This window comes from Gluconacetobacter asukensis (assembly GCF_014174375.1).
Classification (GTDB): domain Bacteria; phylum Pseudomonadota; class Alphaproteobacteria; order Acetobacterales; family Acetobacteraceae; genus Gluconacetobacter; species Gluconacetobacter asukensis.
Genome location: NZ_JABEQE010000003.1, coordinates 282,155 through 303,941, shown reverse-complemented (window position 1 = coordinate 303,941; position 21,787 = coordinate 282,155). Strand labels below are relative to the sequence as shown.

At 65.9% G+C, this 21,787-nt stretch carries 19 protein-coding genes; 12 read left to right on the top strand and 7 right to left on the bottom strand.

The window, feature by feature from the left end:
- Positions 1-45: 45 nt before the first annotated feature.
- The 6 genes from ybgC to secA all read right to left on the bottom strand — a co-directional run bounded on the left by ybgC (position 46) and on the right by secA (position 6,322).
- Positions 46-450: a tol-pal system-associated acyl-CoA thioesterase gene (ybgC, locus tag HLH35_RS05670; protein WP_220790546.1), complete on the bottom strand. Its 405-nt coding sequence runs from the start codon at positions 448-450 to the stop codon at positions 46-48.
- Positions 447-1,493 (bottom strand): Holliday junction branch migration DNA helicase RuvB, encoded by a 1,047-nt coding sequence (gene ruvB / locus HLH35_RS05665; RefSeq protein ID WP_182978204.1) that lies wholly within the window; start codon positions 1,491-1,493, stop codon positions 447-449. Before ruvB ends, ybgC begins: the two co-directional genes overlap by 4 nt.
- A complete protein-coding gene (gene ruvA, locus HLH35_RS05660) occupies positions 1,490-2,107 on the bottom strand; it encodes a Holliday junction branch migration protein RuvA (protein WP_182978203.1) in 618 nt (205 codons plus the stop codon). Before ruvA ends, ruvB begins: the two co-directional genes overlap by 4 nt.
- Positions 2,104-2,610, bottom strand: a complete 507-nt coding sequence (gene ruvC / locus HLH35_RS05655; RefSeq protein WP_182978202.1) for a crossover junction endodeoxyribonuclease RuvC — start codon at positions 2,608-2,610, stop codon at positions 2,104-2,106. Before ruvC ends, ruvA begins: the two co-directional genes overlap by 4 nt.
- 11 nt (positions 2,611-2,621) lie before the next feature.
- Positions 2,622-3,371: a YebC/PmpR family DNA-binding transcriptional regulator gene (locus HLH35_RS05650; protein WP_182978201.1), complete on the bottom strand. Its 750-nt coding sequence runs from the start codon at positions 3,369-3,371 to the stop codon at positions 2,622-2,624.
- Positions 3,372-3,589: 218 nt separating this feature from the next.
- A complete protein-coding gene (gene secA, locus HLH35_RS05645; RefSeq protein WP_182978200.1) occupies positions 3,590-6,322 on the bottom strand; it encodes a preprotein translocase subunit SecA in 2,733 nt (910 codons plus the stop codon).
- A 231-nt stretch (positions 6,323-6,553) separates the two neighbouring features.
- On the opposite strand from secA, the gene HLH35_RS05640 reads away from it, so the two are divergent.
- The 12 genes from HLH35_RS05640 to HLH35_RS05585 all read left to right on the top strand — a co-directional run bounded on the left by HLH35_RS05640 (position 6,554) and on the right by HLH35_RS05585 (position 19,932).
- Entirely contained in the window at positions 6,554-7,495 is a 942-nt protein-coding gene (locus HLH35_RS05640; RefSeq protein ID WP_182978199.1) for a peptidylprolyl isomerase, read from the top strand.
- Between the two features lie 128 nt (positions 7,496-7,623).
- On the top strand, positions 7,624-8,856 hold the full coding sequence (argJ, locus tag HLH35_RS05635) for a bifunctional glutamate N-acetyltransferase/amino-acid acetyltransferase ArgJ (protein WP_182978198.1): 1,233 nt from the start codon (positions 7,624-7,626) through the stop codon (positions 8,854-8,856).
- A gap of 35 nt (positions 8,857-8,891) precedes the next feature.
- A complete protein-coding gene (locus HLH35_RS05630) occupies positions 8,892-9,506 on the top strand; it encodes an RDD family protein (RefSeq protein WP_182978197.1) in 615 nt (204 codons plus the stop codon).
- A 20-nt stretch (positions 9,507-9,526) separates the two neighbouring features.
- The gene (thiM, locus tag HLH35_RS05625; protein WP_182978196.1) at positions 9,527-10,366 is read left to right on the top strand and encodes a hydroxyethylthiazole kinase; all 840 of its coding nucleotides are present in this window, start codon (positions 9,527-9,529) and stop codon (positions 10,364-10,366) included.
- Positions 10,367-10,475: 109 nt separating this feature from the next.
- Positions 10,476-12,965 (top strand): mechanosensitive ion channel family protein, encoded by a 2,490-nt coding sequence (locus tag HLH35_RS05620; protein WP_182978195.1) that lies wholly within the window; start codon positions 10,476-10,478, stop codon positions 12,963-12,965.
- Complete coding sequence (locus HLH35_RS05615; RefSeq protein ID WP_182978194.1) at positions 12,958-13,695, top strand: 2OG-Fe dioxygenase family protein; 738 nt, start codon at positions 12,958-12,960, stop codon at positions 13,693-13,695. Before HLH35_RS05620 ends, HLH35_RS05615 begins: the two co-directional genes overlap by 8 nt.
- Before the next feature lie 18 nt (positions 13,696-13,713).
- The gene (locus HLH35_RS05610; protein ID WP_182978193.1) at positions 13,714-15,090 is read left to right on the top strand and encodes an MBOAT family O-acyltransferase; all 1,377 of its coding nucleotides are present in this window, start codon (positions 13,714-13,716) and stop codon (positions 15,088-15,090) included.
- On the top strand, positions 15,065-16,123 hold the full coding sequence (locus tag HLH35_RS05605) for a hypothetical protein (protein WP_182978192.1): 1,059 nt from the start codon (positions 15,065-15,067) through the stop codon (positions 16,121-16,123). Before HLH35_RS05610 ends, HLH35_RS05605 begins: the two co-directional genes overlap by 26 nt.
- 128 nt (positions 16,124-16,251) lie before the next feature.
- On the top strand, positions 16,252-17,388 hold the full coding sequence (locus HLH35_RS05600) for an ABC transporter permease (RefSeq protein ID WP_182978191.1): 1,137 nt from the start codon (positions 16,252-16,254) through the stop codon (positions 17,386-17,388).
- Between the two features lies 1 nt (position 17,389).
- On the top strand, positions 17,390-18,187 hold the full coding sequence (locus tag HLH35_RS05595; protein WP_182978190.1) for an ABC transporter ATP-binding protein: 798 nt from the start codon (positions 17,390-17,392) through the stop codon (positions 18,185-18,187).
- Positions 18,188-18,190: 3 nt separating this feature from the next.
- On the top strand, positions 18,191-19,165 hold the full coding sequence (locus HLH35_RS05590; protein ID WP_182978189.1) for an MlaD family protein: 975 nt from the start codon (positions 18,191-18,193) through the stop codon (positions 19,163-19,165).
- A gap of 194 nt (positions 19,166-19,359) precedes the next feature.
- Positions 19,360-19,932, top strand: coding sequence for a PqiC family protein (locus tag HLH35_RS05585; RefSeq protein WP_338029297.1), 573 nt, complete (start codon positions 19,360-19,362; stop codon positions 19,930-19,932).
- Between the two features lie 266 nt (positions 19,933-20,198).
- On the opposite strand, the gene HLH35_RS05580 is transcribed toward HLH35_RS05585, so the two are convergent.
- Positions 20,199-21,692, bottom strand: coding sequence for a P-loop ATPase, Sll1717 family (locus HLH35_RS05580; RefSeq protein ID WP_182978187.1), 1,494 nt, complete (start codon positions 21,690-21,692; stop codon positions 20,199-20,201).
- Positions 21,693-21,787: the final 95 nt, after the last annotated feature.

The following is a 21,787-nucleotide window of genomic DNA, read 5'->3' as shown; positions in this document are numbered from 1 at the left end:
CGGAAAAAATTCCTCCCGGACAGAAACGCGGAAAAACGCCTCGCCCTAGTCCAGCAACCCGGTCAGGAGATCACGCCATAAAGGCGGAAATCGGGCAGCCCGACCATCGGCGGCACGCACACATGCCAGCCGGACGTCCAGCCGCGCGCAGCATATGTCCCCCAGCAGGAACTCCTGCTCCAGCCGACAGCTGGCCGGGCCTTGTTCGATCAGCCGGGTGGTCACGGTCACGATATCGTCAAGCCGCAGCGGCCGCTTGTAGTCGATCGCGGCGCGATGGATGACGAAGGCCAGCCCGTATTCTTCCAGCAGCGAAAACGCCGATCGGCCCAGCCCGCGAATCGCCTCGGTCCGCGCCCGTTCGGCAAAGGCCAGATAGCGGGCATGATAGACAACACCCCCCGCGTCGGTATCCTCGTAATAGACGCGGAACGGGATGCTGTGCTTCATCCGTCATCTCCCAGCAAAAGATCGCCCTGGTCGGCCTGGCGGGCCGGCGGCTGCAGCCCCAGATGGCGCCATCCCCGCTCGCCCAGCATCCGTCCGCGGCTCGTCCGCAGCACCAGCCCTTCCTGGATCAGATAGGGTTCCACCACATCTTCCAGCGTGTCGCGGGCCTCGGCCAGCGCCGCCGCCAGCGTCTCCACCCCCACCGGCCCGCCATGATGATGTTCGGCGATCCGCCGCAGATAGCGCCGGTCCATCGCATCCAGCCCCAGCGAATCGACCTCCAGCCGCGACAGCGCGGCATCGGCCATCGCCCGGTCCACCGCGCCGGCGCGCGAGACCGAGGCAAAGTCGCGCACCCGCCGCAGCAGCCGGCCGGCGATGCGCGGCGTCCCGCGTGACCGGCGGGCGATTTCCTCGGCCCCTTCCGGCGTCAGGTCGAATTGCAGCTTCCGCGCCCCGCGCGAGACGATCTGCCGCAATTCCTCAGGCGTGTAGAACACCAGCCGCAGCGGAATGCCGAACCGGTCGCGCAGCGGCGTGGCCAGAAGGCCGGCCCGCGTGGTCGCCGCAACCAGCGTGAAGGGCGACAGGTCGATGCGCACCGACCGCGCGGCCGGCCCCTCGCCGATGATCAGGTCGAGCTGGAAATCCTCCATCGCCGGATAGAGCACTTCCTCGATCGCCGGTTGCAGGCGATGGATCTCGTCGATGAACAGCACGTCGCGCGGCTGCAGATTGGTCAGGATCGCCGCCAGATCACCCGCACGCTGGATCACCGGCCCCGACGTAGCCCGGAAGCCCACCCCCAGCTCGCGCGCCACGATCTGCGCCAGCGTGGTCTTGCCCAGGCCCGGCGGCCCATGCAGCAGCACATGGTCCATCGCCTCGCCCCGCGCACGCGCGGCGGCGATAAAGATCGCCAGATTCTCGCGGCTGGCCTTCTGCCCGGTAAAATCCTCAAGCGTCTGCGGGCGCAGGCCGGCCTCGGCCGAATCCTCGTCCATGCGCGCAGGATCGACCGCGCGGGGGGGCAATTCGCTCATCGGGCCAGTTCCCGCAGGCTTTCACGGATCACCACGTCCAGGTCGGCCTCCTGCCCGGCGCCGGCCTCCTTCAGCCGCGCCAGAATCCGCACCACCACCGGCTGCGCCTCGGCCCGGCGAAAGCCCAGCCCCGCCAGCGCCAGCAGCACATCGCCCTCGACCCCGGCCGAAGCCGGCCGGGCCGGCAGCACCACACCGGGGCCGACCGGCAGCTTGCCCGCCTTGTCCCGTAATTCCGTCAGAATCCGCTCGGCCAGCCGCGCCCCCACGCCCGAAACCCGCGTCAGCCCAGCCTTGTCCCCCGCCACGATGACGGCCGCCACATCGCCGGGCGACAGCGCGGACAGGATCGCCAGCGCCAGCTTGGCCCCCACCCCCTGCACGGTCGTCAGCAGCCGGAACCAGTCGCGCTCCGCAGCATCGGCAAAACCATAGAGCAGGAAAGCATCCTCGCGCACCACGGTCTCAACCAGCACCCGCGCCGCTTCCGGCGGGCTGGGCAGGGCGGAAAGGGTGCGGGTCGAGGCATGGACCAGATACCCCACGCCATGGACATCGACCACGCAGCGATCGGCTTCGACCTGCCCGACCAGTCCGGTCAGTTGCGCGATCATGCCATGCGCGTCCCGCCCGCCACGCGCAGGGCGCTGGCGCGATGATGCGCATGGCAGATCGCCACCGCCAGCGCGTCGGAGGCATCGGCCCGCTTGATCGTCGCTGCGGGCAGAAGGCGGCGCACCATCATCTCCACCTGCTCCTTGCTGGCGGCACCGGTGCCGACCACCGCCCGCTTCACCGCCATGGCACCGTATTCGGAAACCGCGATTCCAGCCAGCGCCGGCACCAGCAACGCAACCCCGCGCGCATAGCCCAGCTTCAGCGTCGAGGACCCGTTGCGGTTGACATAGGTTTCCTCGACCGCCGCCTCGGCCGGCGCGAACCGATGCACCAGCTCCATCAACCCGTCATGCAGGCAACGCAGCCGCTCGGGCACCGCCACGTCGCCATCGGTCGCGATCACGCCATCGGCGACATGGCACAGCCGGTTGCCCGCCACGTCGATGATCCCCCACCCCGTGAAGCGCAGGCCCGGATCGATGCCCAGCAGCCGGACCATGGACAACCCGGTCAGGCCGACAATGTCTCGGCCACGTCGTCGGGCAGGTCGAAATTGGCATAGACGGCCTGCACGTCGTCGCTTTCGTCCAGCACGTCGATCAGCTTCAGCACGGTGCGCGCCTTGTCCTCGTCCAGCGTCACCACCGTCCCGGGCCGCCAGTCGAACTTCGCGCTCGCCGGCTCGCCGAATCGCGTCTCCAGCGCATCGCGCACCGCAAAGAACGATTCCACCGGGCAGGTCACCTCATGCCCCTCGGCGGTGCTTTCCACATTCTCGGCGCCGGCTTCGATCGCCGCCTCCAGCATCTCGTCCTCGCTGGCGACGCTGGCCGGATAGGTGATCACGCCCAGCCGGGTGAACATGAACGACACCGAATTGGTCTCGCCCAGCGACCCGCCATATTTCGAGAACGCGGCCCGCACGTCGGATGCCGTGCGGTTGCGGTTGTCGGTCAGGGCCTCGACGATCACGGCCACGCCCGCCGGGCCATAGCCCTCGTAGCGCACTTCCACGTAATCGTCGCCGCCACCGGCACCCGTCGCCTTCTTGATCGCGCGCTCGACCGTGTCTTTCGGCATGTTGACCTCGCGCGCCGCCGAAATCGCGGCCCGCAGGCGCGGATTGCTCGCCGGGTCAGGCAGGCCCGACCGCGCCGCCACGGTAATCTCGCGGATCACCTTGGCAAACTGCCGGGCGCGGCGCGCATCCTGCGCGCCCTTGCGATGCATGATGTTCTTGAACTGGGAATGACCCGCCATCGTCCGTCTTCTCTAATCTCTAGATCTTCATCAAAACCGCCGATCCGCCCCACTCAATGTTGGCCCGGAAACGTGGGCTGGTGAGCGAGAGCGGCCCGAAGGGCCGCGCCCGTCGCGTGCTTCCGAGCACCGGAGCGGAGCGGCCTGATAGGCCGTGAGCACCGGAGCGCAGGAAACGCGCGACGGATCGCCACCAGCGCGCGTTTCCGGGCCAACATTCAGGCTAGTCGGCCGTGGCAGTGTTTGTACTTCTTCCCCGACCCGCAAGGGCAGGCCGCGTTGCGCGGCGTCTCGCCCCAGCTCGACGGGTCGTCAGGCAGGATCGCACTGGCACCGATCGGGGTTGCAATCGTCACGTCACCCGCCGTCTCGGCAAACAGCGCGCCCGGACCGGGTTCCGAGGTCAGGCCCGGCACGTGCGGGTCGGCATGGATCTCGGCGGCGTGCGAGAACGGATTGTCCAGCACCGGGGGCGCCACTTCCACCCGCGCCATGGTCGAGGTCACGCGCAGGCGCATGTCATCGAGCATGGCGCTGAAGAGCTGGAATGCCTCGTGCTTGAACTCGTTCAGCGGGTCCTTCTGGCCATAGGCGCGCAGCCCGATCCCCTGGCGCATCTGGTCCAGCGCCAGCAGATGCTCCTTCCACGCCGAGTCGAACGTGGTCAGCAGCACCTGCTTCTCGATATAGCGCATCACCGAGGGGCCGAAATTGGCGGCCTTGGCGGCCTGGGCCTGCGTCGCCGCCTGGTCCAACCGCTCGGTCACGACATCGCCATCCACCCCGTCCTCACGCGCCCAGTCGACGATCGGCAGGTCCAGCCCCAGGGTCTCGCGCACGTCCTCGGCCAGCTCGGCGCTCTGCCACTGTTCGGCGAAGGCCTTCTCGGGGATGCGCCGGCGCACCATGTCGTGGGTCACATCGGCGCGCATCTCCTGCACCGTCGCCGACAGATCCTCGGCCGCCATGTATTCCTTGCGCTGGGCGTAGACCTCCTTGCGCTGGTCGTTCATGACGTCGTCATATTTCAGCGTGTTCTTGCGCATGTCGAAGTTGCGGGCCTCGACCTTCTTCTGCGCACGCTCCAGGGCCTTGTTGATCCATGGATGAACGATCGCCTCGCCATCCTTCAGGCCCAGGCGCTGGAGCATCCCGCCCATGCGCTCGGTCCCGAAGATGCGCATCAGATCGTCTTCGAGCGAGATGAAGAAGCGCGAATTGCCCGGATCGCCCTGCCGCCCGGCACGGCCGCGCAACTGGTTGTCGATCCGGCGGCTTTCATGCCGCTCGGTGCCGATCACATACAGCCCGCCCGCCTTGCGGACGATGTCGTGATATTCCGCCACCTGGGCGCGGATCTCGGCTTCGCGCCGCGCCTTTTCCTCGGGGTCGGTCACATCCGCCAGCTCCTGGCGAATGCGCATCTCCACATTGCCGCCCAGCTTGATGTCGGTGCCGCGCCCGGCCATGTTGGTGGCGATCGTGATCGCCCCCGGCGCGCCGGCCTGGGCCACGATCGTCGCCTCCATCTCGTGGAAACGCGCGTTCAGCACATTGTGGCGAATGCCCCGCTTCTTCAGAAGCTCAGACAGATACTCGCTCTTCTCGATCGAGGTCGTGCCCACCAGCACCGGCTGCGGCGTCTTGGCAATCTCCTCGATCAGCGTGCTGACGGCATCGTATTTTTCGCGCGCGGTCAGGTAGACCTCGTCATCCCCGTCCTGGCGCGACACTGGCAGGTTGGTCGGAATCTCGACCACGTCCAGCTTGTAGATCTCGGCGAACTCGTCGGCCTCGGTCATCGCCGTGCCGGTCATGCCCGACAGCTTGGGATAGAGGCGGAAGTAATTCTGGAAGGTGATCGAGGCCAGCGTCTGGTTTTCCTGCTGGATCTCGACATGCTCCTTGGCTTCCAGCGCCTGGTGCAGCCCGTCGGAATAGCGGCGGCCATCCATCATGCGGCCGGTGAACTCGTCGATGATGATCACCTTGCCGCCACGCACGATGTAATCCACATCGCGCGAGAACAGCGTCTGGGCGCGCAGCGACTGCTGCACGTGGTGGATCACCGCGATGTTGTGGATGTCGTACAGCCCGCCCTCGGACAGCACCCCCGCCTCGCGCAGCATGGTCTCGACCTGTTCCGACCCCGAATCGGTCAGGATCACGGTGCGGAACTTCTCGTCCTTCTCGAAGGCGTCCGGCAGCTTGACCAGCTCCCGCACCACTTCGTCGACCGAGCGGTAGAGGTCCGAACTGTCGTCGGCCGGGCCCGAGATGATCAGCGGCGTCCGCGCCTCGTCGATCAGGATCGAATCCACCTCGTCCACGATGGCATGGTGGAAGGGGCGCTGCACCATGTCCTCGATCCGGTACTTCATGTTATCGCGCAGATAATCGAAGCCGAATTCGTTGTTGGTGCCGTAGGTGATGTCGGCCCGATAGGCCGCGCGCCGTTCCTCGTCGGCCATGTTGGGCACGATCACGCCCGTGGTCAGCCCCAGGAAGGCATAGATCTGGCCCATTTCCTCGGCATCGCGGCGGGCCAGATAATCGTTGACCGTCACCACATGCACGCCGCGGCCGGCCAGCGCACTCAGATACACCGCCAGCGTCGCCACCAGCGTCTTGCCCTCGCCGGTCCGCATCTCCGCGATGCGCCCGGCATGCAGCACCATGCCGCCGATCAGCTGCACGTCGAAATGGCGCATCCCCAGCACGCGCCGCGCCGCCTCGCGCGCCACCGCGAACGCCTCGGGCAGCAGCGCGTCCAGCGACGTGCCGTTCGCGATCCGCTCCCGGAACTCCACCGTCTTGGCCGCAAGGGCCGCGTCATTCAACGCACGCAACGCGGGTTCGTGCGCATTGATCTCGGGCACGCGGCGCTGGAATGCCTTCAAAGAGCGATCGTTGGCGGTTCCAAACAGGGCACGGGCAAGACTGGCGAACATGTAGACCTTCCGGAATGGCGCGGCCCCACACCCGGCCGGACCCCCGGACGGGCTGAAACTGGAGCAAGGGCATTCTCGCGCGCGGCATCTGAGATAGGACCCACACCGCCACCGGTCAACCGAAGCCGGCCCGAGAGGCTGTTTCCAAAGCCCCGTCCCGCCCAGCCTTGCAGGACCGGGCGGCCTCGGCCATGATGCCTCGGACGCTTTATATCTTAGGGTTCTCAACACATGCGGCCTTCCAGCCCGGCAGCCTCCATTCTGGCGGCAGCCCTGCTCGTTCCTGCGCTTTCCATTCCTCATGCCCATGCCGCCCCGGCCGCAGCGCCCGCGCCCGCCGCCGCCACGGCCCAGCCGGCGCCCCCGGCCAACCCGAACCCCGTCGTCGCCAGCGTGAATGGTGAAGACATCCATCTCGACGACGTGCGCCAGGCCGCCGCCAGCATGCCGCAGCAGCTGCGCCAGCTGCCGCCGAACATGATCTTCCCGATGCTGCTGAACCAGCTGATCGACCAGAAGGCGATCCAGCTCGCGGCGCATAAGGAAGGGCTGGAGAGCCAGCCCGAGGTCAAGCAGCAGATGCAGACCGCCGCCGCCAACGCGCTGCAGAACGCCTATCTGTCGCAGAAGGTCACGCCGACGCTGACCGACGCCGCGATCCAGGCCTATTACGACCAGAACTACGCCAACAAGAAGCCGGAGCAGGAAATCCACGCCCGCCATATCCTGGTGGCGACGGAAGCCGAGGCGAAGGACGTGATCAAGCAGCTCAAGGGCGGCGCCGATTTCGCGGCCCTGGCCACCAAGCTGTCGACCGACAAGGCGTCGGCCAAGCAGAATGGCGGCGACCTGGGCTGGTTCAAGAAGGGCGACATGCTGCCGGCCTTCTCCGATGCCGCCTTCACGCTGAAGCCCCACACGATCAGCCCGACTCCGGTGCACACACAGTACGGCTGGCACGTGATCGAGGTGCTGGAAACCCGTACCGCCGCCGTGCCCAAGCTGGACGCCGTGCGTGACGAAATCCGCCAGAAGCTGATCCAGCAGAGCGTCCGCGACACGGTCGAAAAGGCGGTCTCCGCCGTCAAGGTCGTGCGCTTCGATCCCAGCGGCAAGCCGATCGCCGACACCCCCGCCCCGGCGGCGGCTCCGGCAGCTCCGGCCAAGAAGTAACGACCCATCCGGTCGCACCCTCGGTTTCACATGAAACCGGGGGTGCGACCAGTCTACAAAGACCCATATCCATTCCCCGGCCCCCGGCGGGTCGGACCATGCCGCCCCCAGAAAAGAAGACCGGACCGATGGCTCCCCTCCCCGTATCCCCCCTCGCCCGCGCGCTGCCGGACCTTCCGCCCGTGGCCGGGGTGCGTTTCGGCGCGGCGGCGGCCGGCATCCGCTATGTGGGGCGGACCGATCTGGTGATGGCGGATTTCGCCCCCGGCACCACGGTCGCGGGCGTCTTCACCCGCAACAAATGCCCCGGCGCACCCGTCGACTGGTGCCGCGCCGCCCTGCCCGACGGCTCGGCCCGCGCGCTGGTGGTCAATGCGGGCAATGCCAACGTCTTCACCGGCCGCGCGGGGTATGAAGCCACCCAGGCCAATGCCGCCGACGCCGCCCGCCTGGTCGGCTGCGCGGCCAGCGAGGTCTTCCTGGCCTCCACCGGCGTAATCGGCGAAGTCCTGCCCTACGAGAAGATCTCCACCGCCTTGCCGGGCCTCTATACCACCCTGTCGGAGACTGGCTGGGAAGACGCCGCACGCGGCATCATGACCACCGACACCTTCCCCAAGGCCGCGGTGCGCGAGACGGAAATCGGCGGCGTGCCGGTCCGCATCCAGGGCATCGCCAAGGGCAGCGGCATGGTGGCGCCGGACATGGCGACCATGCTGTGCTTCGTGGCCACCGACGCCGCCCTGCCCCCCTCGATCCTGCAACCGCTGCTGGCCGCCGGCACCGACCGCAGCTTCAACCGCACGACGGTCGATTCCGATACCTCGACCTCGGACATGGTGCTGCTGTTCGCCACCGGCCAGGCCGGCAACCCGCCCGTCACCGCCCCGACCGACCCGGCGCTGGCGCCGTTCGCCACGGCGCTGAACGCATTGCTGCTGGAACTGGCCCTGCTGGTGGTGCGCGACGGCGAAGGCGCCACCAAGCTGATCGAGATCCAGGTCAAGGGCGCCGTCAGCGACGAATCCGCCAGCAAGGTGGCCATGGCCGTGGCCAATTCCCCCCTGGTCAAGACCGCGATCGCCGGCGAGGACGCAAACTGGGGCCGCGTCGTCATGGCCGTGGGCAAGAGCGGCGAGCCCGCCAACCGCGACACGCTGTCGGTCGCCATCGGCGGCGTCTGGATCGCGCGCGAGGGCACCGTCGTCCCGGGCTATGACGAAACGCCGGTCGTCGCCCACATGAAGGGCCCGGAAATCGAGATCATGATCGACCTGGGCCTGGGCAACGGCACCGGAACGGCCTGGAGCTGCGACCTGACCCACGGCTATATCGACATCAACGGGTCCTATCGCAGCTGACAGATCCCGGCTGACCGACCAGCGGAGACCGCTCCATGCCCGACGTGCCCCCGCTTTCCGATCCGTTCGGCAGCCTCCACCCCCGCCATGTCTGGGTCTATGCGGGCTTCTGGTTCCGGGCGCTGGCCTGGACCATCGACGCGTTCATCCTCAGCGTGCTGGGCGCGATCATGCGGCTGCTGCTCTCCCCCAGCCTCACCGTCACGCTGACGAATGGCGGATCGGCGTCGGACAAATACCAGATCTCGGACATCGTCCGCATCAGCGACGTGATCCGCGACGTGCCGGTCGATTATTCCTATTCCTACAGCGGTTTCCATCCCACATGGCACGGGAACGGGCTGTACGAGACCCTGCAGCTTCTCCTGCCGGCGCTCTATTATATCCTGTTCGAATCCTCGCGCCTGCAGGGCACGCCGGGCAAGCGGGCCTGCCACATGCGCGTGGCCGATCTCCACGGCCAGCGAATCGGCATCGGCCGCGCCACCCTGCGCTATTTCGGCCATTTCCTGTCCGTCCTGACGCTCGGCCTGGGCTTCCTGATGGTGGTATGGACCCGGCGCAAGCAGACCCTGCACGATCTCCTGGCCGGCACCTGCGTCATCCGCCGGCAGGAAGAAGCCCTCGTCAGCTTCACCCCTCCGGCCTGAGAGGGCGGGAGCCCCCGCCCATGTCGAACGCACTCTTCACGCCCGACGCCGTAGCCACGACGCTGGAACGCGTCCGGGCCGCCACGCCGCTGGTCCATAACATCACCAATATCGTGGCGGCCAACAGCACGGCCAACGCCCTGCTCGCACTCGGCGCCTCGCCCGCCATGGTCGATGCCGAAGAGGAAGTCGAGGCCTTCGCCGCCATGGCGGCCGCTCTGGTGGTCAATATCGGCACCATCACCGCTCCCCAGGCCGCCGCCATCGCGCGGGCAACCCGCGCGGCGCAGCATGCCGGCACACCATGGATTCTCGATCCGGTGGCGGTGGGGGCGCTCCCCTTCCGTGCCCGCGTCGCGCTGGACAGCCTGGCCCACGCCCCGCGGGCGATTCGCGGCAACGCATCGGAAATCATGGCGCTCGCCCACCTGCGCGACGGCCACGCCGAGCCACCGCCCGCCGGGCGCGGCGTGGATTCGCTGGAAACAGCCGAACAGGCCCTGGCGGCGGCGCGCCGGCTGGCGCAGGCAACCGGCGCCTGCGTCACCGTCAGCGGCGCCACCGACTACATCACCGACGGCACACGGGTCGCCACCGTGGCGAACGGACACCAGATGATGACGCGCGTCACCGCGCTGGGCTGCACCGCCACCGCACTGGCCGGCGCCTGCCTGGCCGTGGAACCCGACACCATGGCCGCCTGCGCACACGCCATGGTCCTGCTCGGCCTGGCGGGGGAATGCGCGGCGCGCGAGGCCGCCGGACCGGGCAGCCTGCAAATGCGGCTGCTGGACATGTTGTACCATCTGGATCGCGATACGGTGACGCGACAGGCACGGATCGCTATCCTGCCTCCCTGAGCCTGACTGGACATGCGCGCCCGATCGCCATCGGCGCGCATGTCCAGTCAGGCTCCGATCGACGATCCGGTCCCGCCCCGGCCCATCTTCCAGGAGGTCATACCCAGGCATGTCGGTTTTCCCCGTTCGCGGTTCTTCCTTCCCCCGCGCCGGATGGCGCCCATGCCGGGCAATGCCGATCCTGGCGCTGCTTCTCGGCTCGCTCCTCCTGCCTGCAACGCCCGGCCGCGCCGCCGATGCCGCGCCCTCCTCACCGCCATCTTCCATGACCGCCCAGCAGGCGCAGCAGGTCCTGGGCGTGCTGAACGACCCGCAGAAACGCGCCGAGTTCACCCGCACCCTGACCGCAATCGCGAACGGCCTGCCCCAGGCGGCGCCCGCCGCACCGGCGGCCGCAGCCACGCCTCCCGCATCGTCCGACAAGTCGGATGTGGCGCTGGAACCCGACAGCGTGGGCAGCGACGTGCTGGACGAACTGTCGACCATGCGCAACGGCATCGTCCGCCAGGCGCGCAGCTTCGCCGCCCTGTTCGCCGACCTCGCCTTCGTCGGCCACTGGTTCCGCACCGAACTGTCCGACCCCGCATCGCGACATGCCCTGTTCGATGCATTCGGCCAAGCGGGCCTGATCATCATCCTCGCACTGGTCGCCGAGCGCGGCCTGTCGATCGCGCTGCGCCGCCCCCTGAGCAGCATCACCGCCCACGCGGTCGAGGCCGAACGCCGCCTGAACCAGCGCGCGGCCCAGGTCCAGGCCGAAGACAGCACTGCCGTCCCGCCCGGCGCAAGCCAGGCCGAACGCACGGTGGAGGACACCAGGCGCCAGGACGACCGCAAGCAGGTCGAAACCCTGCGCATCATCCGCCGGATTCCCTTCTCGCTGCTGCATCTGCTCACCAAATTGCTGCCCGTGGCGCTGTTCCTGGGCGTCGGCTATGCCGGGGCGACCCTCTTCGGCGATAACGATCAGGCGGAGCTGGTCACGCTGACGCTGGCCAACGCCTATGCCGCGGCGCGCGGAATGTACCTGCTGGTCGAAACGGTCCTGGTGCCGAAATCGCCCACCATCCGCCTGTGCCGCGCCTCGGACCGCACGGCGCGGATCGTCACGCGCTGGTGGAACGTGCTGGTCGCCATGCCCTCGATCGTCGTGTGCCTCTCCACGCTGGGCGGATTGTTCCACCTCGCCCCGCGCGGGACCGAGGCCCTGATCCGCGCCCTGGTGCTGGCCGAACATCTCATGATCGCCGTGTTCATATGGCGCATCCGCCATCAGGTGGCCGCGTCCCTGCAACCGCCGGCCCGTTTCCAGAAAAGTTCGTTCTGGCTCTTCCTCGGCCGCCTGGCGCAGCTCTGGTGGCTGCCGGCCATGGTGTTCGACCTGGCGCTGTGGCTGGTCTGGGCAACCCATACACGGGGCGGCTATGCCTGGATCTGGCGCACCACGGTCCTGACCATCATCGTCATCGTCGTCTCGCGCGTGCTGTCCCTGCTGCTCTTCGGTGCACAGAACCGGCTGTTCCATATCAATGACGATGTCGAATCCCGCTATCCGGGCCTGCGGGCCCGGGCCGATTATTACTATCCCTATGCACGGCGCTGCCTGTCCGCATTGCTGATCTTCGCCACAATGGTCATCCTGCTGCAGGCATGGGGCATTCCCGCCCTCTCCTTCTTCCTGCACGGCGAACTCGGCACGCGGATCATCGCCGCCATCCTGTCGATCCTGATCGCCTTCACGGTCGCCATCGTGGTCTGGGAGGCCGCGAACGCCGCCCTGCAGAACCAGATCAACCGCTACGAGACCAGCGAGCAGGTCTCGCGCGCCATCCGGCTGCGCACGGTCCTGCCGATCATCCGCACCGTGCTGCTGACGGTCATCGTCATCATCGTCGCCGTCACCACCCTGTCGCAGATCGGGCTGAACGTCGCCCCGCTGCTCACCGGCGCCGGCATCATGGGTGCCGCGATCGCCTTCGGCTCGCAAAGCCTGGTGAAGGATTTCATCACCGGCTTCTTCATGCTGGTGGAAAACGCCATGCAGGTCGGCGACTGGGTCACGGCGGGGGGCGTGTCCGGCACGGTCGAACATCTGTCCATCCGCACGCTGCGCCTGCGCACCACGTCGGGCGACGTGCACATCATCCCGTTCTCGTCCGTCACCTCCATTGCCAACACCTCGCGCGACTACAACGTCGTCATCGTCAGCTTCATGCTCGATCTCAGCGAAAACCCGGACCGCGTGGCGTCCATCCTGGCCGACGTCGTCGCCGGCATGCGCGCCGATGACCTGTTCGCGCCGCTGATCCTGAGCGACTTCACCTTCCTCGGCGTCGACAATGCCGACGGCAACGGCGCGAAATTCATCGGCTCGTTCCGCACCACGCCGGGCAGCAAGTGGAAAGTGTCGCGCGAATATTATCGCCGGCTGGGCCTGCGCATGGTCGCCGAGGGGGTAAAGTTCCCGATCCCGTCATCCCTCTCGCTGATGGCCAATTTCGGTCCCACTCCTCTTATGATCGGACAGGCCGAGCCGGCACCGCCTGCCAACACCAACACCGCGCCGGCGCCTCTCCAACCGGACCCGTCGCATGACTGACACGCTCCTGCCGGCCGATCTCGCCGGCGTCGAATCCCCCCTGGCGCAGGGCGGCTTCGCCTTCCTGCACGCCCCCACCACCCACGCCCTGCTCGCACCCTGCGGCCTGGCCGACTGGGACGGATTCGCCGCCAGCTGGAACCGGCTGGGGCTGGACCGCTACATGGCCGATGGCGGCCGCTATCGCCGGCGGCGGCACGCCACCTACACGGTTTCGGCAGACGGGATCGAACGCAAGAAACACCAGCCGCACTATCAGAGCCGCGATTACAACGAGCTGAATGGCGGCATCGAACGCTGGTTCCGCCCCGTGGAGGCCGCCATCGGCACCCACCCGGCGCTGATCGCCGTGCTGCGCCTGATGCGGCGGCTGGTCACGGACCTCACCCCGCCCGACCGCCGCCCCGACGCCTGGCATGTCGAAATCCACCAGTTCCGCATCGAGGCCCGCGCAGAACAACCCGGCGAGCCGACACCCGAAGGGCTGCATCGCGACGGCGTGGACTGGGTGCTGGTCCTGATGGTCCAGCGCGAGAACGTGGCCAGCGGCGAGACGACGATCCACGATCTCCATCGCCGCCCGGTCGGCCATTTCACCCTCACCGAACCGCTGGACGCCGCCCTGGTGGACGATAACCGCGTCTATCACGGCGTCACCGCCGTCCGGCCGCTCGACCCCGCGCGCCCCGCCTGGCGCGATGTGCTGGTCGTGACCTTCCGGCACCAGTAAGGCCGCGCCCCCGACGTCATGCTGTTCAGCACCCAGGCCTTCCTGCTCGGCTTCCTGCCGCCGACGCTCGCGCTGTTCTATCTGTGCGCCGGCAACCGCACGGTGCGGCAGGCGGTGCTGGTCGCGGCCTCGCTGCTGTTCTACGGGCTGTGGAACTGGCACTTCGTCCCGGCACTGGTGGCGCTGACGCTGGCCAACTGGGCGCTGGGCCGCGCCTGGGCGGCCACCGGGCGCCGCATCTGGCCGATCGCGGGGATCGCGCTGAACCTCACGATCCTCTTCGTCTTCAAATACGCGCATTTCTTCGCCGATAGCCTGGCCTGGGCGGCAGGCCGCCCCCCGCCGGCCTGGACCATCCTCCTGCCGCTGGGCATCTCATTCTTCACCTTCCAGAAAATCGCCTATCACGCCGACCTACTGCGCGGCGCCCGTCCCGTGCGCGGCGCGCTCGATTTCCTGGAATTCGTGACCTTCTTCCCCCAGCTGATCGCCGGCCCCATCGTCCGCCATTCGGAAATCGTGCCGCAGTTCGGCACCGACCCGCGCGGCCCCGCAATGTGGGAGAACCTGTCGCGGGGGGCCATGCTGCTGCTGCTGGGGCTGGCGAAGAAGGCCGGCCTGGCCGACACGCTGGCCCTGACCTGCAACCCGCTCTTCGCCCACGCGGCAGGCGGCGCCACGCCGAATCTCGCCGAAGCCTGGGTCGCCGCCCTCACCTACACGCTGGAAATCTTCTTCGATTTCTCGGGCTATTCCGACATGGCGATCGGCATGGCGCTGATGTTCGGCCTGCGCCTGCCCTTCAATTTCGACGTGCCCTACCGCGCCACCAGCATCCGCACCTTCTGGCAGCGCTGGCACATGACGCTGTCGCGCTTCCTGCGCGATTACGTCTACATCCCGCTCGGCGGCAACCGGCGCGGCGCGGCGCGCCAGATGGTCAATCTGGTGGCGACCATGATGCTGGGCGGATTGTGGCACGGCGCGGGCTGGACCTTCGTCGCCTGGGGCGCGCTGCATGGCGCGGGGCTGGCGATCAACCATGCCTGGACCCGCGCGGGCCTGCGCCTGCCGGCATTGGTGGGGTGGGCGGTGACGATGCTGTTCGTCATCATCGGCTGGGTCCTGTTCCGCGCGCCCGATTTCCCGACCGCCGGCCGGGTGCTGGCCGGCATGGCCGGCATGGGCGGGCCGGGCCATACCAGAATCGTCGATGCGGCAGTGTTCTGGATCGCCCTGGCCGTTGCGCTGGTCGGCCCATCCTCGCAGGACGCCATGCTGCGGCTGCTGCGCCCCAGCCCGCTGGTCGCGGTGCCCGCCGCGATCGCCTTCGTCTTCCTGCTGCTGCTGATCGGCGGACGGATTCCCGATGCCTTCATCTATTTCCAGTTCTGACCCCGGCCAGGGCGCGGCCTGGCGCCGCTTCGCCCGCGCGCTCGCCTTCACGGCAGCCGGGGTCGGGGCGTTCGTCTACCTGTTCGTCGCCCTCGTCGATCCATGGGACATGCTGCCCCTCTCGCCGCCCTGGCACCGGATTCCGATTTCCAGCAACGCCCGCTACAGCATGCCGGCCCTGGCCGTCAGCCCCCGCTTCGATTCCGCAATGGTCGGCACCTCGACCGGCCGCCTGCTGCAACCGGCCATCCTCGACGCCCCGTTCGGCGCCCATTTCGTCAACATGGCCATGAACAGCGCGACGCCGTGGGAACAGGACCGCATCCTGCGCCTGTTCCTCCGCCATCATCCTGCCCCGCGCGTGGTGCTGATCGATATCGATGCCGAATGGTGCTTCGCCGACCGCCACGGCCTGTCCGGGCCCAACCGCCCGATGCCCGACTGGATGTACGAGGGCTCGCCCTGGCGCGGCTATCTGGAAATGATGAACATGTATGCGGTGCAGGAAGCCGCCAACCAGTTCATGTGGCTGATCGGGCACAAGACACAGCGTTTTGGCTCCGACGGCTATGCCAGCTTCGTACCGCCTGACAGTCTCTACGACCCACGCCGGGTGGACGAATTGTTCCGCACCTGGGCCTTCGACACGGCCCCGGCCAACGGGCCGGCATCGCCGCCGGCGTCAATCCCCTTCCTGTCCCGCCTGCTCGACACCATTCCGGCGGAAACCATCAAGATCCTGTGGTTCCCTCCCTCGGCGCGCGAACAGCAGGGTGCCCCGGGCACCCAGGTCGCCGCCACGCGCGCCGCCTGCCGCACCGCCATCGCCACCCTCGCCCGCACCACCCCACACGCCCTGGCGATCGACTTCGAAATCCCCGGCCCCCTCGCCGACAGCCGCGCCAATTTCTGGGACCCGATCCATTACCGCCAGGCCGTAGCCCACATGGTGATGGACGACCTGGCCGCCGTCGCCACGGGTCGAGACGTGCCCGCCACGCAAGCCAGGGTCCTCGTGCCGCCGCATCCCTGAGCGCCACCTCTTGCCCGACTGCCCCTATCTGATAAGGAAACAGGACCAGTCAACGCGGCACGCCGTCGCCCGCCCACCCTTTTTCCCAGACCACCCGCCACGGGGATGTCCTGCGATATGGAGAGGCTGTGAACAGTACCGATCGCGGCCAACCGGAATGGTCCCTGCAAGCCGGCGACAATGCCAACGTGATCGTCCTGTCCGGCGACTGGATCGCGCAGCAGGGTCATGTCCCCGACTTCCCATCCGACGGGCTGCACCAGGCCCGGCCGAACCAGCCCCTGACCTTCCGCACCGACGGGCTGGGGCGCTGGGATACCGGGCTGATCGGCTTCCTGTGGGCCCTCAAGCAGGGCGCGGCACAGGCCCATCTCGACATGCGCGCCGAAACCCTGCCGGATGCGGCGCGTAAGCTGCTCGACCTGCTGCCCGACCGCCCCGCGCCCGCTCCGCCCTTGCCCCGCCGTCCCTTCGCCCCCCTGGCGGCCATCGGCACCGTCACCATCGACAGCCTGACCGAAATCGGGACCGTGACCGAACTGGGCATCGAAACCGCGAAAGGCGGCGTCGCCACCGTGACCGGCCGCGGCCGGATGCGCATGACCGACCTGATGTCGAACATCCGCGACGCCGGCCCGTCGGCGCTGCTGATCGTCAGCGTCGTGAACTTCCTGGTCGGCGCGATCCTGGCCTTCGTCGGCGCGGTGCAGCTGCGCAAATTCGCGGCCGATATCTATGTCGCCAGCCTGGTCGGCATCGCGATGGTGCGCGAGATGTCGGCGGTCATGACGGCCATCATCATGGCCGGCCGCACCGGCGGCGCCTATGCCGCGCGCATCGCCACCATGCAGGGCAATGAGGAAATCGACGCCCTGACCGTCTTCGGCATCCCGGTCTCCAGCTACCTGATCCTGCCCTCCATCCTCAGCCTGACCGCCACCATGCCCTTCCTGTATCTGTACGGGTGCCTGGTCGGGATGCTCGGCGGCTTCACGGTGGCGATCGGCATGCTGTCCGTCACCGGCGCCGGCTATTTCCACCAGACGCTCAATGCCGTGGCGCTGAACCAGTTCGTGTTCGGGTTCATCAAGAGCATCTTCTTCGCCATCCTGATCGGCCTGACCAGCTGCCGCATCGGCCTGCAGGCCGGCCGCAGCGCCGCCGATGTCGGCGTGGCCGCCACCCGCGCGGTGGTGGTCGGGATCGTGGGCGTCATCGCGCTGGACGCAATCTTCGCCGTCATCGCGACGACGATCGGAATCTGACATGGCGCCTCAAACCCCCGCCACCGATACAAGCGACACCCTGATGTCCCTCCAGGGCATCACGCTCGCCTTCGGGCCGAAAGTGATCCAGAAGGACATCTCCTTCGACATCAAACGCGGCAGCATCTTCGCCGTCATGGGCGGCTCAGGCTGCGGCAAGAGTACCGTCCTCAAGAGCATGATCGGCCTGTTGCGCCCCACCGCCGGCCATTACCTGGTCGATGGCGAGGATTACTGGACGGCCGACCCGGCCCACCGCCAGACGGTCAGCCGGCGCTTCGGCGTGCTGTTCCAGAGTGCGGCCCTGTGGAGCTCGCTCACGGTCGGCGAAAATGTCGCCCTGCCGATGCAGATGCTCACCAAGATGGACCCCGCCACCGTCCGCAACCAGGTGGAACTGAAACTCGGCCTGGTCGACATGCTGCACGCCATCGACCAATACCCGTCCGAACTCAGCGGCGGCATGAAGAAACGCGCCGGCCTGGCCCGCGCCATGGCGCTGGACCCGGACATATTGTTCTTCGACGAGCCCTCCGCCGGACTCGACCCGATCACCTCGGCCCGGCTCGACGATCTGATCCTGAACCTGCGCGACGGTCTGGGGGCCACCATCGTCATCGTCAGCCACGAACTGCCCAGCCTGTTCAAGATCGCCGATGACGGGATCTTCCTCGACGCCAAGACCAAGACCCCGATCGCCCACGGTGCGCCGTCCTGGCTCCACGATCACTGCGACGAACCGCAAGTCCACGCCTTCATGCACCGCGAACGCGAAACCGAGTCCGGGAGGACCGACTGACCCATGGCAAATCGAGAAACGATCGTTGGCGCCTTTGTCGTCGGGGGCGTGGCCCTGGGCATGGGGGCCTTGATATTCTTCGGAAATTTCAACCTCTTCTCGCCCACAAGGCAGGCCACCGTGGTGTTCCAGGGCTCGACTTCCGGCCTCAGCATCGGCGCGTCGGTCACCTTCCGCGGGGTACGGGTCGGCGCGGTCGATTCCATCTCGATCACCTATGATGCCCGAACCCACGCCGCCTATATCCCGGTGACGGTCGAACTCCAGCCCAACCGCATCTCGATCGCCGGCAAGTCAGGCAGCCACCGCAGCCTGACCCTGCAGAGCATGATCGACCACGGGCTGCGCGCGTCGCTGAACCTGCAAAGCTTCGTCACCGGCCAGGCCGAGATCGACCTCGATTTCGACCCTTCCGCCCCTGCGGTCCTGCACCCCGACATCGTGTCCGGCAAGGAGGTCGAGATCCCGACCCGCCAGTCCGCGATCCAGAAGGTGCAGGAGACCCTGACCCAGCTTCCCCTGAAGGAACTGGCCGACAACGCCCAAGCCGCTCTCGCCAGCATCAAGCAGTTGAGCGAACGGCTGGATCAGGACCTGCCTCCGCTGGTCGACAGCATCAAAGAGACCTCCGACCATTCGCGCATCGCCGTCGACAGCGCGACCCACGCCATCCAGGATCTGGAACAGCGGCTGAGCACGACGCTGACCGCCATCGACCGGCTGGCCAATACCGGCACCCAGCAGCTCGACGCCCGCGGCGCCGACCTGCATGAAGTGCTGCGCAACGCCAACGACACGGTCATCCAGGCCCGCGACAGCCTGTCCGCCCTGCACGACATGACATCGCCCCGCTCGGCCGACCGCGCGAACATCGACTCCACCCTGCGCGACCTGTCCGCCGCCGCCGCCGCCCTACGCGGCTTCGCCAGCGACGTCGAACGCAATCCGCAACTCCTATTAATGGGACGCCGCCCATGAGAGGCTATTCTCCCAGCCGGTCTGCCGGCGATCCGACGCACGTTTCCTGCGCTCCGGTGCTCACTTCCATCAAGGCCGCTCCGCGCCGAGGCTCGGAAACACACGCCGGGCGGCGTGCTTCGCGACCCTCTCGCTCGGCAGACCGGCTGGGAGAACAGCCTCTCCCACGCCGGGATCAACGCGTTCCGGCGTGGGTGGCTGGGCTTGTTCTTCCCGCGCTGCTCGCCGCCTGCGCGTCGCCGCCGGTGCGGTTCTATACGCTGGGGGCGCCGGCCATCGCGACCGGTGCGGTGCCCGTCGGCAGCGTCACGCCGGCAACGCCGACCGTCGCGGTCGCCCGCGTCACCCTGCCCGATTATCTGGATGGCCAGGACCTGATCGCCCGCGACGGCAACCGCATCGAACGCAGCGCCACCGGCCGCTGGGCCAGCCGCCTGTCCCTGGGCGCCACCGACCTCATCACCGCGCGCCTGGCACAGAGCCGCACCGACCTGTTCGTGACCGACCAGCCGCAAATCCTGCCCGCCACCTGGAGACTCGCAATCAACATCAGCCGGCTGGACATCGCGCATGACGGCACCGCCTCTCTGACCGCCGACTGGTCGATCATCCCCCGCGACGAACGCCAGCCCCTGCTGCACCAACGCACGACCCTGACCCGCCAAGGCCCCGCCACAACCGACGATCAGGTCGCCACCCTGACCCAGTCAGCGCTAGACGCCTTAGCCGACCAAATCGTCACAAGCACTCAGAATCTGAAATATTGAATCCAAATCAACAATCTCTTCTTTTTCCAGGGAAAGAGAAGAGATAAAGATGCATCTTTGTCCATTCGGTCATGTTTAGTGCAAATTTCCGATTTAACGGGATGAACGGATGGTCCGCAGTCAGGCGGCAACACCAAAAAAACGACCATCATATGGCCGACGTTCTCGGCAACAATACATGCCTTTCGATCAATGATATGAACATTTCGTCCTCTGGGAAGCGGATGCACATTGCATCCGCCGAACCGGCATTCGATGGAAAAGCTCTAGATTTCTGCGCTCCCTTGGACTAGCGAGAGTGCTGGTCGATAGAGGAAGGGCACCCGCCACGCTGGTGGCGAACTGCTGAGTTTTTCAAGGAAACCTATCCCCTCGAGTTGACCAACAATAATAATCGTGGCCGCATCATCAGTATTCCATAGAGTTTTTAAATTCGACAGCGGTTGTGTCGCCTTCTGTTCCTTCAGAGCCTCAATATAGGGTCTCAGAGAGGGATATTCTGCAAAAATCGTTTGTTCTAGACGACTTTTTGAAACCTCTGGAAGAGCCTCTTTAAATGAACTTTGTTCGAATAGACGGCCGCCGGAAAGTTGTCTTTCACCGCGTTCGAGTCGATTGATCTGCACATCTCGGAGTTCGCTTAGAAAATGGATCAGTTCTCTCGGCGCGGTAGATGAGATTGCATCTTTTGTTCGTCCCAGAATCCATCCAAATGTTTTCGGTTTATTTGGACCAGTCTCGACTTGATCGGGAAACATAGAATTAAGAAAATTTTCTTGCGTAACAAAATCCTCCAGCACCTCACTCGGGTTTAATTTATAATATTCGCAAATAGAATTATTTGCTAACGCTCGCCTCACCACCAAATTTGTCAAGTCTTCTGCGCTCCAATTGATGATCAGCGCTCGTTCGATATGGCTTGCTTCGCGGAAACCATCTTTTGTAATTTCACGCCATATGTCGGTTCGAAGAAAAATCTTCGTAGAAATATTTTTATGTCGCTTCGTATCAAGATAAAACTTAAAAAGAGCTCGAAGCGCTGCCGCTTCGAGGCCCGGCTTACTGGCGAAAGCTACATCTAAACGATCCAGTACGATCCATAAAGAATACCCTGCCTCAAGTAATGTTTCACTGGTAAGCTCAAATAACTCATCGACAGATACGATGCCTTTTCTGGCTTGTGAGGATGTTGGTTCGCGAAGAACAATTTTCCCCTTTACACCGGATGGCATTCCAGAAATGGGATCGAGGGAGAGTTCTGTCTCAATCGACTCTGGCTTGGATAGCGCGCGCACATAGTCCATCGCATAGCGCAGGGCTCGGCTGAGCGACCACCGCGCCGGGATAAGGTCGGCCTCTTCCAGCTTTGTGAAAAGCTGGTCAATATGGCGTCCCTTTATCCCATAATCACGAATCGCGTGAACACAGAGCGTCAAAGCATAGAGCTTCCAAACGCCTATGAAATGAAATTCATCGTATGGCGGGTCGTCAATGATGTCCCTGAACGCTGGCGCGCCTTGGGGATTCTCTCCAGGGACCAGCAAAATATTTCGGTCGAAAAGATCGTCGGCACTCTGTATGATCAAATTGTAAATTGCACTCTTTCCGCTTCCCTTCGGTCCATACACGACATCTACTTCACCTTTAAAAACCTGACTCCATTGCTCAGTTTCTACAAAATAACGCCTAAGCTGCTCAGCTTCTTCCTCTGCGGTCCGTCGGCCGAACGTCGCTTGGCGCAAAACTTCAAGCGGTTGCATTGTTTCGACTACTCCCCAAAATTACGTATCTACCACACACATTTCAGACATTTATCTTCATGTTGTCAAATATTATACTTCCAATATTATGGAAA